At 37.4% G+C, this 17,197-nt stretch carries 11 protein-coding genes; 5 read left to right on the forward strand and 6 right to left on the reverse strand.

From position 1 onward, the window contains the following. The first annotated feature begins 30 nt into the window (after positions 1–30). The 4 genes from F598_RS0104485 to F598_RS0104500 all read left to right on the forward strand — a co-directional run bounded on the left by F598_RS0104485 (position 31) and on the right by F598_RS0104500 (position 5,664). Positions 31–1,095 carry a DNA topoisomerase IB gene (locus tag F598_RS0104485; RefSeq protein WP_019037829.1) on the forward strand — a complete coding sequence of 355 codons (1,065 nt, stop codon included), beginning with the start codon at positions 31–33 and terminating at the stop codon, positions 1,093–1,095. A 131-nt stretch (positions 1,096–1,226) separates the two neighbouring features. Beyond that, positions 1,227–2,504: a metal-dependent hydrolase family protein gene (locus tag F598_RS0104490; protein WP_026302514.1), complete on the forward strand. Its 1,278-nt coding sequence runs from the start codon at positions 1,227–1,229 to the stop codon at positions 2,502–2,504. A gap of 93 nt (positions 2,505–2,597) precedes the next feature. Beyond that, complete coding sequence (locus tag F598_RS14410; protein WP_019037831.1) at positions 2,598–5,459, forward strand: T9SS type A sorting domain-containing protein; 2,862 nt, start codon at positions 2,598–2,600, stop codon at positions 5,457–5,459. 4 nt (positions 5,460–5,463) lie between these two features. Next, a complete protein-coding gene (locus F598_RS0104500) occupies positions 5,464–5,664 on the forward strand; it encodes a hypothetical protein (protein WP_019037832.1) in 201 nt (66 codons plus the stop codon). A 316-nt stretch (positions 5,665–5,980) separates the two neighbouring features. Here the strand turns inward: F598_RS0104500 and F598_RS15280 are convergent, their stop codons facing one another. The 6 genes from F598_RS15280 to gldJ all read right to left on the reverse strand — a co-directional run bounded on the left by F598_RS15280 (position 5,981) and on the right by gldJ (position 13,168). Then, positions 5,981–6,151, reverse strand: a complete 171-nt coding sequence (locus F598_RS15280; RefSeq protein WP_019037834.1) for a hypothetical protein — start codon at positions 6,149–6,151, stop codon at positions 5,981–5,983. 21 nt (positions 6,152–6,172) lie between these two features. Beyond that, positions 6,173–7,636: a magnesium chelatase gene (locus tag F598_RS0104515; RefSeq protein WP_026302515.1), complete on the reverse strand. Its 1,464-nt coding sequence runs from the start codon at positions 7,634–7,636 to the stop codon at positions 6,173–6,175. Between the two features lies 1 nt (position 7,637). Beyond that, positions 7,638–8,747, reverse strand: coding sequence for a vWA domain-containing protein (locus F598_RS0104520; protein ID WP_019037836.1), 1,110 nt, complete (start codon positions 8,745–8,747; stop codon positions 7,638–7,640). 78 nt (positions 8,748–8,825) lie between these two features. After that, positions 8,826–10,172 carry an MATE family efflux transporter gene (locus F598_RS0104525; RefSeq protein WP_019037837.1) on the reverse strand — a complete coding sequence of 449 codons (1,347 nt, stop codon included), beginning with the start codon at positions 10,170–10,172 and terminating at the stop codon, positions 8,826–8,828. Further along, the gene (locus tag F598_RS0104530; RefSeq protein WP_019037838.1) at positions 10,162–11,448 is read right to left on the reverse strand and encodes a UDP-N-acetylmuramoyl-tripeptide--D-alanyl-D-alanine ligase; all 1,287 of its coding nucleotides are present in this window, start codon (positions 11,446–11,448) and stop codon (positions 10,162–10,164) included. The genes F598_RS0104525 and F598_RS0104530 overlap by 11 nt, the downstream gene beginning before the upstream one ends. Before the next feature lie 61 nt (positions 11,449–11,509). Then, positions 11,510–13,168, reverse strand: a complete 1,659-nt coding sequence (gene gldJ / locus F598_RS0104535; protein WP_019037839.1) for a gliding motility lipoprotein GldJ — start codon at positions 13,166–13,168, stop codon at positions 11,510–11,512. Between the two features lie 168 nt (positions 13,169–13,336). Between gldJ and porU the strand changes: the two genes are divergently transcribed. Beyond that, a complete protein-coding gene (gene porU / locus F598_RS0104540; protein ID WP_019037840.1) occupies positions 13,337–17,167 on the forward strand; it encodes a type IX secretion system sortase PorU in 3,831 nt (1,276 codons plus the stop codon). Positions 17,168–17,197 lie beyond the last annotated feature (30 nt).

Genomic DNA, 17,197 nt, shown 5'->3' on the forward strand with positions numbered 1-17,197 from the left:
CAAATTTAATTTTTAAACACATAGACCACAATGGAGTCTAGAGAAATCATCACAGCCCTCAAACAACCAGAAAAAACCGCAGAAATAGCTGATTTGATATACGTAAATGATAAAAACTTTAAAATCATCAGAAAGCCTTATGGTCGAGGTTTTACTTATTTGTTAAACGATGAACGTATTCGTTCTGAAGCTATTTTAAAGCGCATTAAGTCTTTAGTTATTCCTCCTAGCTGGGATAATGTGAAAATATCTGAAGCGGAGAACGGACATTTACAAGCAGTGGGGCGCGATGATAAGCATAGAAAAGTCTATAGATACCATCCTTTGTGGGTAAAATTAAGAAATCAAACCAAGTTCCTTAAGATGGTCTCTTTTGGACAATCCTTACCAAAAATTAGAGCACAGGTTGAGACTGACCTATCTCAGCAAGGCATGCCTAAAACCAAAGTACTGGCTCTTGTAATCCGACTCATGGAGGAAACTCATATAAGAGTTGGAAATGAAAATTATGCCAAACGAAATCAAACTTATGGATTATCAACCTTAAGGTCAAAACACGTAGACATCTACGATCATAAAATAGAATTTCATTTTACCGGGAAAAGCGGAAAGGAACATTCAATTACTGTTGAAAATGAAAAATTAATCAACTTGATTAATCAATGTGAAGAAATTCCTGGCTGGGAACTCTTTAAATACTACGATGATAATGGAAAACACAACGTGGACAGTGGTATGGTGAATGATTATATTCATATATTAAGTGGAAACGAATTTTCGGCTAAAGACTTTAGAACCTGGGCTGCGAGTAAAATCTATTTTGAAGTCTTATCCGAATTACCTCCCCCAAAAACAGATAAAGAAAAAGAGCAATACAACTTAAAAGCCATTGACAAGGCTGCTAATTCTTTGGGAAATACAAGAGCAGTTTGTAGAGAATATTATATTCATCCTTTGCTTTTCCAAACCTATCACCAGGATTCAATGGCTGCAGTAATCAAAAAGTCAAAATCATTTAAAGATCAACCCCACTTTACTTCTAGCGAGCAGGCTTTGCTCGAACTTTTTTCAAATTATGATATCAAGACTAACTAGCTATAGCAGTATTCATCTAGGACTGGTTTCTATCAATCCAATAAATCTATAGAGAATGTGTTTTCATATCCTCTAAAAACTAATCAAGTTGGATAAGAAATAAATTCATAGATTTATAAAAAAATTTAATTATGAAGTACTTGATTACGATTCTTTTAATTTCAGTAATGTCTTTGAGCTTGTCTGCTCAAGACCAATACATTTATTGTGGAAGTTTAATTGATGTAGAGTCAGGTAAGCTTTTGAAAAAGAAAACTATCATTGTGAAAAATGACCGTATTCATAAAATTGAGAATGGATTTGTTGAAGCGCCTAAGCAAGCAAGAGTCATAGACCTTAAGAATTCTTTTGTTCTTCCAGGATTTTTCGATATGCATGTGCATTTGGAGTCTGAGACCTCACCAGATAATTATATAAAACCTTTCACCTACAACGAGGCCGATGTCGCCTATGAAGCACAAAAACACGCTAAAACCACCTTAATGGCTGGCTTTACATCTGTAAGAGATCTTGGAGGAAGCGGGGTCAATACTAGTTTAAGAGATGCTATAAAAAAAGGTTTGGTGATGGGACCAACCATTTATTCTGCCGGTAAGTCTATAGCGACAACTGGCGGACATGCCGATCCTACCAATGGCTATAAAGCAGATCTGATGGGTCATCCAGGACCAGACCAAGGCGTAATCAATGGGACGGCAGAAGCTCGTGAAGCGGTAAGGCAGCGTTACAAAAATGGGGCAGATGTGATTAAAATTACAGCGACCGGGGGAGTGTTAAGTGTTGCTAAAAGTAGCCAAAATCCTCAGTTTTTTGAAGATGAATTGAGAGCAATTGTAGAAACCGCCAATGATTATGGTATGATTACCGCTGCACACGCCCATGGGGATGAGGGTATGCAAAGAGCGGTTAAGGCAGGAATTAAAACCATTGAGCATGGCACCTTGATGTCTGAAGAAACTATGGAACTGATGAAAGAACACGATGCTTACCTCGTCCCAACGATAACTGCGGGAAAAAGTGTTGCTGAAATGGCCGAAATTGAAGGCTATTACCCGGAATTGGTTGTGCCCAAAGCAAAGGCGATTGGTCCTCAAATCCAAGGAACCTTTGAAAAGGCATATAAAAAGGGAGTCAATATTTTATTCGGTACTGATGCTGGAGTGTTTAAACATGGATTAAACGCTAAAGAATTCGGATATATGGTAGAAGTGGGTATGCCGGCAATGGAAGCCATTCAATCAGCAACTATAGTACCTGCTAAACTCTTGAAAGTTGATGCGGATTATGGTTCTATTGAAGAAGGTAAAATGGCAGACTTAATCGCTGTTAAAACCCATCCTCTGGAAACGATTTCAACTTTAGAAAATGTCACCTTTGTGATGAAGCATGGTAAAGTAGTTAAGCCTTAAACTTTTTTTCATAATGGACAGATGTTAAATTTCGAACTTATTCTACAAATTTTTTAACTATTGTAGAATATTTTTGTGTAAAATCTATCTGTAATGAAGAAAATTACTCTATTATTCATACTTTTTGTTTTTGCTAGTGGACCAATTTTTTCTCAATCCAATGGTGATAATATTTTTGTTGAAAATTTAGGTGGTACTGATTACGTCATTCATGCTTTCACAACTACTGGTACTAGTACTTTTACTCCGCCATCAGGTATTACCAGTGTAGATGTGCTTATTGTCGCTGGAGGTGGTGGTGGTGCAGGACATACTCCATATAACAGTGCTGGTGGAGGAGCTGGTGGAGCAGGAGGCTTGATTTATGAAACAAATTATACTGTAACATCTGGATCCCCATTTTCCTTAACTGTTGGTGATGGGGGTAATGGAAGAGACGGAACAAATACTCCCGCAGATAATGGGGAAAACTCTGTTTTTGATGGCTTAACCGCTCTTGGCGGCGGTGGCGGAAATATCACCCCTAATGGACCTGGCCCTGCAGCGGCTAGTGGTGGATCTGGAGGTGGAGGAAGACAAAACCCAGCTGGACTAGGTTTGCAACCTGGAAGTGCTGATGGTGGATTTGGTAATGATGGTGCCAGAAATAGCAATGATGATGGCGGTGGTGGCGGAGGCGGTGCAGGAACAGCCCCTTCTGATATCACAGGACCTGACGGTGGTAATGGTGGAGATGGTCGTAATTATAGTGGCTTCTTTGGAAGTGCTTATGGTGAAGCTGGATTTTTTGCCGGCGGAGGTGGTGGCGGCGGAGATGCTGCTGGTGCACAGGGACTTGGTGGAGTAGGTGGCGGTGGAGATGGTTCCAGTGCTAGAGATTTAATCGCGCCAGAATCAGGAATGCCTAACACCGGTGGAGGTGGAGGTGGAGGAAGCTCTGTTCATCCCGGAGCAAGTGGTGGTTCAGGTATCATCCTTATTAGATATAGACTATCGGACGTTACAGACTTTTTCTTTGTTAACGATGGTCCTTGGAACGTAAATACAAACTGGTCAAATAACACTCTGCCTCCTTCTGGAGCTGATGTCACCATAGCTGCAAACCCTCAAGTATTAAACCCTCAATCTGTAAACAATATTGAAGTTTTTGCAGGAGTACAGGTTGATATTGATACTGGTATTAATTTGTCGGTTAGTGGAGATATCAACAGTTTTGGTGATTTTATTGGGGATGGTGAAGTTATATTAGACGGAACATCAGCACAGACGATTTCAGGCGGTGGTGCTTTCGAAAATCTAAGACTAGATAATCCAACTTCGGTTGGCGTCACTGATCCTACAGATTTATTTGGTGTATTGTATATTGATCAAGGAGATTTTAACTCTAATGGTAATTTAACACTACGTTGCGATTTCACTACTGCTAAAACCGCTCAGGTTGGACCAATTCCACTTGGTTCCAATATTAATGGAGATGTTACTGTAGAGCAGTGCTACCCGGCTAGACGAGCCTTTAGATTTATAAGTCCTTCGGTAACCACAACCACATCCATTCGAGAAAACTGGCAGGAGGATCCTGTAGATTACTTAGATGATCCGCGTCCAGGTTATGGAACACATATTACTGGAGTAGAACCAGGTGCTGCCAATGCCACTCTTGCTCAGGATGGTGATAATGGATTTGACTATAGTCCATCAGGTAACGTGTCAATGTTTACCTTTGATAATATAAATACAATCTGGAACGAGATTGGTAATACAAATGACCCTTTAGTTGCAGGAGCTGCTTACCGCTTGATGATTCGGGGAAACAGAAGTGTTGATATTACAGATAATGGTTCACCTATAAGTAACACTGTATTAAGTAGTGAAGGCGCCCTTGATGTAGGTAATCGATCATTTAGTAATTTATCCTCTACAGCAGGAGCCTTTAATTTTATAGGAAACCCTTATCAAGCCCAGGTAGATATAAATACTTTGCTTGCAAGTGCTACAAATGTATCTGCATCAGAATACTACGTGTGGGACCCTACTTTAGGAGGACCCCCAACAGTTGGTTCATCAGGAGGTAGAGGTGCTTATGTGACTGTTGATTTGGCTACTGGTACCAATCCTAACGGGTCGACAGCAAATCAATATTTACAACCTATGCAGGCTATTTTTGTTGCCACAGGTTCTATGGGAACTCCACCTTTAATTGATTTTGAAGAAAACATGAAGGCTGTAGTAGAAGTCCAGACTACTGGCAAATCGTCTATTGCCCTCGAATACATCAATATTCAGCTCTTTACTTCAGAGTCTTTTGCAGAAGACAATACCCCATCAGATGGCTTACGAATCATGTTCGATAAAGCCTATAGTCTTTCTACAACAGATGATTCGCCAAAACTTGGTAATCTAGATGAGAACTTGGCCAGAGTTGAAGATAATGTGTATTCGGCTATCGAAAGACGACCATTCCCGGAGGTTGAAGAAGAGTTGGCATTGTTCATCAATCAGTACAGAAGAGAGGCATATGTGATGAAGTTTGATTTAACAGATAACCTCAATACTCAAGTCTACCTTAAAGATGCTTATTTAAATGAGTTGACTGAGATGACTAGTTCAGCAAATACCTATGCCTTTAGCGTAGACAATTCTATTCCTGAATCTGTAGCGACAGATCGCTTTAGTTTGGTTTTTGAACCTGAGAGCTTATCCACAGTAGAAGAGAGTCTGTCTACTTTGAGTCTATACCCTAATCCTACACAGGGTAAGTTTAGTGTAGGCGGTAGAATATTGGAGCAGGGTGCAGAGCTGGAGATCTATAATATGCTGGGTCAGCAGGTGTATAAAAGAACCTTGCAGGGTAAAGCCAATGTTGAGGTGACAGATTTCAATGCTAATGCTGGTCTTTACTTAGTTAAACTTACTACCAATCGAGGAGAGAAAACCTTCAAACTGATAAAAGAATAAGATTATGAAATTAAAGCAATCGCATTACATAAGTATAGGGATTATACTCATCCTACTATTCATATCCACCGAAGCATCGGCACAATTACCTGTCTTTGATGATGATGTAGGGGATGAGCCGGTAGCACCTATCAATGGTCTTATCGCCATAGGCCTGGCAGTTGGAACCTATTTTGGTTTCACTAAGCTGAGAAACGATAATTAATTATCCATCATTTAATGAAAGAACAAAAGCCTCTAATCAATAGAGGCTTTTGTAATTCAATTTAATTATTTTTTCTTTTCCTTTCCTTTAAGATTTTAGAATACATTATCACTATATATACTATAACGAGCAGAATAGCTAGATATACCCAATTATCTTGGAAAAACTCAGTGAACTCATCAGGTTTATAAGTTTCAGAGCTACTGCCTTCTGGTTTAGGCAATTCACTTTGCTGAAACCCTATTGTAAATAAGTAATTAAATTTATTGATTATAGTCAACACCATATTATATAGCCTTCGGATTCTCTAATATCATTATTCTTCTTTTTCTTTTCTCTTCGATCTTTTAGAAAATCTCACTACTAAAATAATTGCAATGATTAGCAGAGCGATATACAGCCAATTTTCCTGAAAAAATTCAGAAAGTTCAAATGGTCTGTAGGATTCGCTTTCACTACTCGTTGGGCTGGTTACTGTTTTTTGCATTTCTAATTTATTTATTTGAATTTATAAGCCTTTGATGAAATTTCCGAGTGAGTCTCCAAAATTTAACTGCGTATCCACCTGGCTTCTGTCTAGTTTTTTATGTGCTGAAAGTCCCCATAGAATAAATTCCATCCAAAAGTATTTTTCAGATGAATCATAGTCTGGTACGTGCTTTTCAAGCATGGCTTCGAGCGGTTTAATTTTTGACAGAGCGGATTCGTACTCAGCATTAGAATCATCTTCAAAAAATTGAATATCACTATGATCTAGGAACCATTTTAAAATTTCATCATAGGATTGTACTTCATCTTGCTTTTCTAGTTTTTTAATTTCTGGAAAATATTTAGGATAAAGATTAAGTACTGCAGACTCAATGAGTTGCTGCGCAACAAATTCAGCACCTTCTTCTTCACCTTCATACACCAATTCAACTTTTCCTGTGATGGCTGGGACAATTCCATTGAAGTCGCTTAATCTAATACAGGTAGTTTCATCTCCGTTAACTAAAGCTCTTCGCTCTGCTGTACTCATCAAATTTTCGAAAGCAGTGATACTTAGCCTAGCACTTACCCCACTTTTGGCATCCACGTAATGGCTTTTTCTTGCTTCGATAGAAATTTGCTCTAGTAGAGTCTTAGCCAGATCTGGTACTACAATATGGTCTTTTTTGAATTGAGATAAATTAGCTTCTTGCTCTGTGATTTGTTTTGCAATCTCAATATCTTTAGGATAATGAGTTAAGATCTGAGAGCCAATTCTATCTTTCAGGGGGGTTACAATACTTCCCCTATTGGTATAATCTTCAGGATTTGCGGTGAAGACAAATTGCAAATCTAGAGCCAATCTTAAATTAAAGCCTCTTATTTGCACATCACCTTCTTGCAAAATATTAAAAAGTGCGACCTGTATTCTGGCCTGTAAATCTGGTAACTCGTTAATTACAAAAATACAGCGATTAGCACGTGGTATCATTCCGTAATGAATCACTCGCTGATCTGAGTAGCTAAGTTTTAAATTAGCTGCTTTTATGGGGTCTATATCTCCAATAAGATCAGCAACGGTCACATCAGGCGTGGCTAGTTTTTCTGCAAATCGATCACTCCTGTGTAACCAGGTTATTGGAGTTTCATCTCCTTTTTCTTCGATTAGATTTTTTGCGTAAAGTGATATAGGATGAAAAGGATCGTCATTAATTTCAGATCCTTCAATTACAGGAATAAATTCATCCAACAGATTAAGTAATTGCCTTGCTATTCTGGTTTTTGCTTGGCCTCTTAAACCTAATAGATTAATATTATGCCTGGATAATATAGCCTGTTCTAACTGAGGAATAACAGTATGTTCATAGCCATAAATCCCTTCAAAAGAATCTTTATTTTGTTTTAGATTAAAAATGAGATTATCTCTTAGTTCATCCTTTATGGATTTACTCTCGTATTCATTATGTTTTAATTCCCCAAGTGTCTTGAGTGCTGTTAACTGCATATTAAAGATTTTTTCTTTTATTGTTTTCGTAATCTTCAAAAATCATCTCACCAAGACCTTTAAGACCAGAAAAGTAAGCGTGACCCTGATTAGATTTAGTAAATTCTCTTACAAATTTTTGTAAATAGGGATCAGAAGCAATCATAAAAGTGGTGATAGGGATTTTTAATTTCCTTGCCTGAGCGGCCATGTTATAGCATTTATTTGTAATGATTTCATCCAGTCCAGCACTGTTTTTATAATAACTACCATCGGATAGTTTTAGGCAACTGGGTTTACCGTCAGTAATCATAAATATTTGTTTATTGGCATTTCGTTTTCTGCTCAAAATCTTCATTGCCAACTGTAAGCCTGCTACAGTGTTGGTATGATAAGGGCCAACCTGTAAATAAGGTAAATCACCAATTTTCACTGGCCATGAATCATTACCAAACACAATGATATCTAAGGTATCTTTAGCATACTTGGTTGTAATCATCTCAGCCAATGCCATTGCAACTTTTTTTGCTGGAGTAATTCGGTCTTCTCCATACAAAATCATGCTATGGCTAATATCGATCATCAGTACAGTACTCATCTGTGTTTGATGATGAGTGTCATTAACAACCAGATCATTTTCTGACATCATGAATTCATCGATACCATGATTGATTTGAGCATTTTTAAAACTTTCGGTCATAGAAACCTGATCAAACCCATCTCCAAACTGAAACTCTCTTAAATCTCCCGTTTTTTCCTCTCCTACACCTGTATGTTTGGTCTTATGTTTTCCGGAACCTCCACGCTTTAATTTTCCGAAGATTTGTTCTAAAGCATGCTTTCTTATCGCCTGCTCTGTTTTATTTGTAATTTTTACGCCTGAGTTGCCATCAGGTTTGATTTCTTCTCGGATGTAACCTTTCTTCTTTAAATCCTCAATGAAATCATCTATCGTATAATCTTCTGTTGTGAGATCATAAGCTTTATCGAGCTCTTTGAGCCAGTCTATGGCTTCATCAAAATCTCCAGAAGTATGAGTAATCAATTCCATAAAGATGTCTAAAAGCTTATCAAATAAGCTAGTTTCATCTTCGTAAGTCTTAAAAACTATTCCTTTCCTGTAATTTGCCATACCTTAAAAGTAGTAGAAATAAGTAGAGCTCAGGAATAACTTTGTGTTAAACTGTATTTAAAATAAGCCACGATGAATTCAGGGACTTGATAGATATTTTCTTCTAAATTTTATAACTAAGGCGGCACTGCGTATGATCATCCAGATTAAAAAAGCCAACCAAATTGCATACAATTTGAACCCTAAATAATCAAACAAGATTAAAGTAGGCCAGAAACCTATAAAGGTGGCCACTAATAGAACATTTCTCAAATACTTGGCCTCTCCGAGTCCTTTAAAAATTCCGTCAAACATAAAGGCGATAGCATTAATAGGCTGCATAAGCAGTACCATCCAAAACACAGAGGAAAAAAGTAATAAAACCTCCTCATCTTTATTAAAGATAAGACCAATTTTGTTGTAGAATAAAGTACAGGCTGCCATGAGTAAAAGGGCTATAATCACGGCGTATTTACTGATGTCTTTACTCAAGTTCCAGAGTTTTGTGTAGGCTTTAGCTCCTAAAAGCTTTCCTCCGATAGCATTGCCGGCATTGGCGTAACCGTCTATAAAAAAGGAGAAAAAGAGCCATATATTCATGAGGATACTTTGTGCAGCAATATAGTTTTTGCCGTAATCTGTTGCATAAGCATTTGCTAGATAAATAGCAATATTGAGAGCTAAGGTTCTTAAGAATAAATTTAAAGCCATAGAAATCAATGGTTTTAAATTGGGGTTAAGGTTGAAGCTGATTTTTAAGTGGAAAGGGGTCTTACGGATATAAAAATAAAAAGCCATAGATAGCATTACTCCCTGTGCAATAACACTGGCAATTGCAGCTCCCTCCAAATGCATAGCTGGTAAAATTCCTTCTACACCGTAAACTAAGACAAAATCAAGTACAATATTTACAACGCCACCTATCAAGCTGCATTTCATGGCCCACAGTGTATTCTGGAGACCTCTAAACACACCAAAAATTGCAAAAGTGACCAGAGTAAAAGGGTATCCCAATGCTCTTATTCTATAATAGCTTTTTGTATAATCTAAAATTAAGCCCTCGGCATTATAGGCACTAAAAATAAGTTCAGCAAAAAAAGCGGTGATAAAGTAAATCACAAGACTTAATAAAAGATTTAATAGGAGAGTTTGCGGGACCAGGGTTTTAACGGCGTGAAGTCTATTAGATCCAAGATGCTGCGAAACCAATGCCGATATTGCTGTTTTGGTTTGTGCTAAAATCCAAATTAGTGCAGATAAGAATGAACCCACAATACCTGCTGCAGCTAGGGCCTCAACAGAATTATTTTCTACATTTCCAATAATAGCAATGTCAGTTAATGAAATAAGGGGCTCTGCAATGCCAGCTATAATCGCTGGGATTGCTATTGTATTAATTTCTTTAAAGGAAACCTTTGGAGAAGTTATTGAAGCTTTAGAGGTCATCCAATAGGCTTTCCAGTTTCATTCCCCTAGATCCTTTAATGAGGATGGTTGAGGGGAATTGTTCTATATGCTCAGTAACATAAGATTTAAGTTCTTCAGTGGTGACAAAGGCTTCGATCTTTTCGTTGGAAGAAGAGGCTTTTTTAAAATGATGACCACAAACTATAATTTTATCGAATCCTAGTTGTTCACATAATTTGAGGATCTGTTGATGTTCGTGAATTGATTCCTCTCCAATTTCAAACATATCTCCCAATATCACAGCCTGCATCCCTTTTCCTGTTTTATGAAAGCTCTTAAGTGCAGCCTCCATGCTTGTTGGATTTGCATTATAAGCATCCAATAAGATAGTCTTATCTTTTTTCTTGATAATCTGCGACCTCATGTTTTCAGGTTCAAACTCTTCGATAGCTGCTTTAATATCTTCTTTGTCTATTCCAAAATACCTTCCTATCCCTATTGCCGCAGAGATGTTTTTGAAATTATAGCTACCTATTAATTGGCTTTCGATTATTAGCCTGGAGTACTCCACAGCCACAAAAGGATTCGCACTTTTGAATACCACCTGACAATCGGATAAAGCCTTCTCACCAATACTGTAATTTTTATAATTGATAGCCTTTTCAACCTGAATTTCATCATCTCGGTTGAAGAAAATGAGTCCGTCGTGACTTATTAGATAATCATACAATTCGGATTTTCCTTTGATAACTCCCTGTACACCGCCAAAGCCTTCAAGATGAGCTTTTCCAAAATTTGTAATTAAGCCGTAATTGGGCTGAGCGATTTTGCATAAAGCTTCAATCTCTTTTTGATGATTGGCACCCATCTCTACAACACCTAGATCCAGTTCCGAAGTGAAAGATAAAAGCGTTAATGGCACTCCTATGTGATTGTTAAGGTTGCCCTTTGTAGCTTTTACTTTAAATTCTTTTAAAAGTACTTCAGTCACCAATTTTTTAGTGGTGGTCTTACCGTTGCTACCGGTGATAGCAATTATTGGAATATCTATTTGTTTTCTGTGATAGCTTGCTAATTCCTGAAGTGTTTTTAGAACGTCTTCTACAACAAGTTTGAAGTCGCTTTTTTCTTGATTTTCATCATCAACCACAGCAAGCAGGGCTCCTTTTTTGAGGGCTTCATCTGCATAAGTATTACCATCAAAATTTTCTCCCTTAAGGGCAAAAAAAATGCAGTCTTTTTCCAGTTTTCGTGTATCAGTACAAACGCTACTGCTCTTTAAAAATTTGGAGTAAAGAAATTCTATCTGTTTCATAATAAACTAAAAAAGCTCTAATACGAAATTAGAGCTTTTAGATAACTTATCTTAATAAAAATTAGTTTCTTGTACGTCTTCCTTTATTAGATTTAGAACCGACTTTAGACATTGCATTTCTAAATCCAATATCATCTGTAGCCATATCTTGAGGGAAGTAGCGTCTTTGAGCTGGATCCAACCAATACTCCCGATCTCTCCAAGACCCTCCTTTGTAAACCCTTACATTATCATCAATCAAAGTGGTTCTCTCCGAAGAGCCATCGTAACGTCTGTCTAACTCACCATCTTTGGAGGTAACTTTATTATCTGGTGAATTATACATTTCCCTTTTCTCATCGTCACCTTGAGCATTTCTTTGATTATAATAACGAGAAGAGGATTTATCACCATCTCTGAAATTTACGTTATCACTCCTAGAAAATTGAGTTCTTAAATAAGTTTCTTCTTCTCCAATGCCAACCTGAGCAATTTCTCCAGGGACATTTCTGGCAACAATTTTACCATTACTTAACGTGTCATAAATCACTTCATCTGGTCCTAAAACCTTGACTTTACCTTCTTCAGTAATTGCATTTTTAGTGTAAACATTACCTCTAAAGTAATTGAAATCATTGTACTCATTATCTACACGAGGTCTGTAAACGTCTGCGACCCATTCGGATACATTTCCAGCCATGTCATACAGACCATAGTCATTAGGCTCGTAAGATTTTACTTCAGCAGTAATATCTGCACCATCATCACTCCATCCGGCTATACCACCGTAATCACCTTGCCCTTGTTTAAAATTAGCCCGTTGATCACCAATCGTTTTTCTATCAGCAGATCTGGTATATTGTCCGTCCCATGGGTATTTTTTTCTACCTCTGTAAGAATTATAATCTCTTAATGAACTTTGACCCAAAGCTGCATATTCCCATTCGGCTTCGGTTGGAAGACGATAGGCTGGAAGTAACTCTCCATCTTTACGCTGTACGTAAATATTTGTACTATCTGGGTTGTTTCTCAATAATCTATCTGTTTCTCTACCGCCTCTGGTAATAGAATCACTTCCACCATAAACTTGGCTAGGGGAATTCAAATACGTTTCAGTATTGAAAACGCTTTCAGCACTTGAATTTTTATAAGCGTCTCGTTCTGTAAAACCTTTATCTGCCAGTCTCTTTTCATTTACACGGTCTGTTCTCCACTGGCTAAATTCAGTGGCTTGAATCCAATTAACACCTACAACAGGATAGTTGTGAAAAGCAGGATGCCTTAGATAATTATTGACCATGTTTTCATTAAATCCAAGTGGATTTCTCCACACTAAAGTATCTGGAAGAGCACCAGTGTATATGTTCTTATAACGCTCTTCTGTTGGAGGGAAAACTTGTTTTAACCAATCCAAATATTCAAGATACATTACATTAGTGACTTCAGTTTCGTCGATGAAAAAGGATTGTACATGCTGCTGAGTTGGAGTATTATTCCAATCGTGCATCACGTCATCTTGGACTCTCCCCATGGTGAATGTACCGCCTTCTACAAATAATAATCCTGGTCCAGGCTCCTGTTCTTCATAGTCAGTTTTGTAGCTTGGTCCACCATCTCTACCGCTTAAATCCCAGCCAGTAGCTCTAGAATTACCCTGGTAATCTCTAGAATTATTGCAGCCTGTAGCAAGTAGTGCTAATGATACAAGCATGCATGATTTAACGAGGTTTTTCATAATCATAATTTCGATTTTAATCCAAATTTTGTTCGCAATATAATGATTAACGCCGTATTAACAAGTATATTTTCTACTGCCACAATTAAATTTTTAAAACGGGTTTTGTTTTAGTTTTTTATATACTATCATTGTAGGTGTTGCGTTATACCTTATACCATTGAATGTTTTAAGATGAGATTTTTATTATTCTGTTTGAGTTTTTTTATCTACGTTATATCCTTCGGTCAGGATGGTAAAATTAATATAAATTGGGGTAATGACAACAAAATTGCTAAAAAATCTCAAGAAGTTGTCAACTTATCAGAGTTAAATCCTGTTCATTTTCTCTATAATCCTCATGAAAAAAGTCTTGTGTATTCTACTTTCATTGAACAGCAGACTACCAACATAAGCCTAGTAAATATTGTTACCAAACCAATAACTCCAGAACTTTCTGAACAAATAAATTTTGTTCCAGAGCAACTTGAGTATCAAATCCATCAGTCGGCTTATCAAGGGGAACAAAAATTTATCCTAAAATTGAATCCTTTCTATTATAAGAATAATCGAATTCATAAAATCCTTTCTTTTACAGTTAAATCTAACTCACCGCTTTCTTCGTCAAATCTTCAAAATCAAAATCTAAACCAGACCATGGTTCAAGTTTTCAATTCTATATTTAGTTCTGGATCTGTTAAAAAATTTTACGTAGAAGAAACAGGTGTTCATCGACTAGATTTTTCCTTTTTAAGAAATTTAGGAATTAGCGAAGATGAAATTCCGTCTGGAAACCTCAAAATTCACGGGCATGGAGGAGGTATGCTTCCGCTTCTTAACCAAGATAATCTTTATTATGACCCGCCAGAACTAGCGATACAAGTGGTAGATGGTGGCGATGGTGTGTTTAATCAGGGAGATTATTTACTTTTTTATGCCACCAACACCGAAGGCTGGAGTGAAGAAAACGCAACCAACTTAAACCTTTATGCAGATCGCTCCTATTATTACCTAACCATTGACAGTCCCGGTGGTAAGCGCATGGAAACTTTAACGCAACCCACAGCAAATCCCTCTACAACTATCACTGAATACGATGATTATCAATTTTACGAAGTTGATGAGTCAAGTTTATCCTTAGTAGGAAGACGCTGGTTCGGAGATAGATTTGATGTGGAAACAGTTAGAACTTATGAATTTAATTTCCCTAATTTAATTGAAAATGTTCCAGCTGATTTAATAATTAGAGTTGGAGCTATATCTCCTGTGAGGTCATCTTTTTCTGTATCCATCAATGGAGAATCTCTTGGAACTAATCTTAATATACTTGAAGTAGGGGCTAACACCCCTTCTAGAGGAAGAAATTTGCAAACTCAAATCAATCCATCTTCAGATGATATTGAGATCCAGTTGACTTATAACAAAAATGGAAATCCTGGAGCTAGAGGTTTTTTAGACTTTATATCCTTAGAAGCTAAAAGAGCACTTGTCGGAGGCGAAAATCAATTTAAATTCAAGAATAATGAGGCAGTTACTCAAGCTGGTATTGGAGAATATATTATTCAAAATGCCTCACAAATCAATCAAGTGTGGGAAATTACTGATCCCATAAACCCACGGTTTGTTTCCAATTCTGATCAATCTGATCAATTTTCATTTAAAAGTCCGTTAGGAAGTAGACGTGAATATCAGGCGGTGACTTCAGCATACCTTCAGCCCAGGGTGGAATTGGGTAACACCCAGGTGGCAAGACAAAATATTAAAGGAAGTATTTTAACGAACACTCAAGGTCAATTTCAAGATTTGGATTATCTAATTGTTACTCAATCCGCTTTCATGTCTGCAGCTAACCGATTAGCACAATACCGAAGAGAAAATGATGGTTTAGTCGTAAAGACACTTGCGGTTGAAGATATTTATGAAGAATTTAATTCGGGAAAGCAGGATATTGGGGCAATCCGTAATCTGGTGAAGTATATTTACGATAATGCCTCATCTTCAGAAAATAGAATCAAATTTTTAGGAATTATTGGCGATGCTTCTGTCGACTATAAAAATAGATTACAAGGAAATACCAATATTGTTCCTACCTATCAAAGTCTGGGTAGTTTTTCTACAACAGTATCTTCATTTATGTCAGATGACTATTTTGTCATGGTAGACCCAGAAGAAGGGGATCTTTCTGAGGGTGGATTGATGGACCTTGCGGTAGGAAGACTATTAGCAGATTCTCCTCAAAGAGCAAATGCTGTGGTGGATAAAATTATAGCCTCAGAGCAACGAGAGGCCTATGCACAATGGCGAAATAATTTTATCCTGATCTCAGATGATGCCGATGATGCGAGTGATTTTGACCTTCAAGTCGATTTAGATAATTTAGGCGATGAAATCTCTGCCAATAAACCAACGGTTAATGTCAAAAAAATTCATTCTGATGCTTTTCAGCAAGTGGCTGGAGCTGGTGGGGATCGCTATCCGGAAGTGAACGAGTCCATTACCGATGCTATAGAAGTTGGTGCTTCTGTAGTGAATTATTTTGGTCATGGAGGTGAAGATGGGTTGGCTCAAGAACGAATAGTGACTCAAACGAATACTCAGGAATGGAGAAATCCCGACCGTTACAATTGTTTTGTAACTATTACCTGTGAATTCACCAAGTTTGATAATCCCTTAAGGATGACCGGCGGAGAGCTTACGCTTTGGAATGAAAATGGAGGTGCTTCCTCACTCGTTTCAACAACACGGGCCATTAGTGTATTTGCCGGAGTAGAATTCAATAATGTATTTGCTCCATTTCTTTTCGATTTCAATAATAATAATGAGACTATTGCACAGTCTGTTGCCAGAGCAAAAAGAAATATCACTGGTAATGGAAAACGGATTGTATTTTTTATTGGTGATCCAGCAATGCGTCTGCCTTTGCCTAAACCAAGGGTTCAGCTTACGAGTATCAATGATGAACCGTTGTCTCAGTTTACAGACACTTTGCAAGCTCTTGGAAAATATAAATTTAAAGGGCAGATTGTTGATGCCAATAACCAGAGACTTCAGAATTACAATGGAGAACTTTCTGCAGTGATTTTTGATAAAAGAATTGAAAGACAAACCTTAGGTAACGATGGTGCTCGATTAAACGGTCAACTGGCTATTTTAGATTTTACGACGCTAGGAGAAAATCTATTTAGAGGTCAAGCTAGCGTATCTCAAGGGGAATTCGAATTTGAATTTGTTTTACCCAAAGATACTCAATTACCAGTAGGGCAAGGAAGAGTAAACTTCTATTCCGCAAGGGCAGATGCGTTGGAAGAATACAGTGGATTTAATACTGATATTCTCATCGGAGGCCTAAATGAAAATGCCCCAGAAGACAATGAGGGTCCTCTGGTCAATTTATTCATGAATGATGAGAACTTTGTGAATGGCGGGGTCACTGATGATCAGCCGTTCTTGCTCGCTATACTAGAAGATGAAAATGGAATTAATACGGCTGGCGGAATTGGCCATGATATTGTGGCCATCTTGGATGGAGATGAATCAAACCCTATTGTGCTGAATGAATATTACGAAGCCGAACAGGATGACTTTACAAAAGGGAGAGTATTTTATAGATTAAGGGATCTTGAAGATGGAGAACACACACTTACGCTAAAGGCTTGGGATGTCTATAATAACTCTCAAACTCAGGATATCACCTTTGTGGTTGCTGGGAACGATGAATTAAAGATTACAAGAGTTCTTAATTATCCAAACCCCTTTATAGATTATACCGAATTTTGGTTTAATCATAATAGACCATTCGAGCCTCTGGAGGTTATGGTGCAGGTATTTACAGTATCTGGTAAATTGGTTTGGACTCAAAACCAAATCGCGAATACAAATGGGTTTTTATTTAGAGATATGACTTGGAATGGAAGAGATGATTTTGGAGATAAAATAGGAAAAGGAGTCTATGTCTACAAGCTTACTGTAAGATCCACAATAACTAACGATAAAGTAGAAAAATATGAAAAACTCGTCATTTTATAATTATCCTATATTTGCTAACTTAAATTTTAA

This window comes from Psychroflexus tropicus DSM 15496, from assembly GCF_000378765.1.
In the GTDB taxonomy this organism is placed as follows: Bacteria; Bacteroidota; Bacteroidia; order Flavobacteriales; family Flavobacteriaceae; genus Psychroflexus; species Psychroflexus tropicus.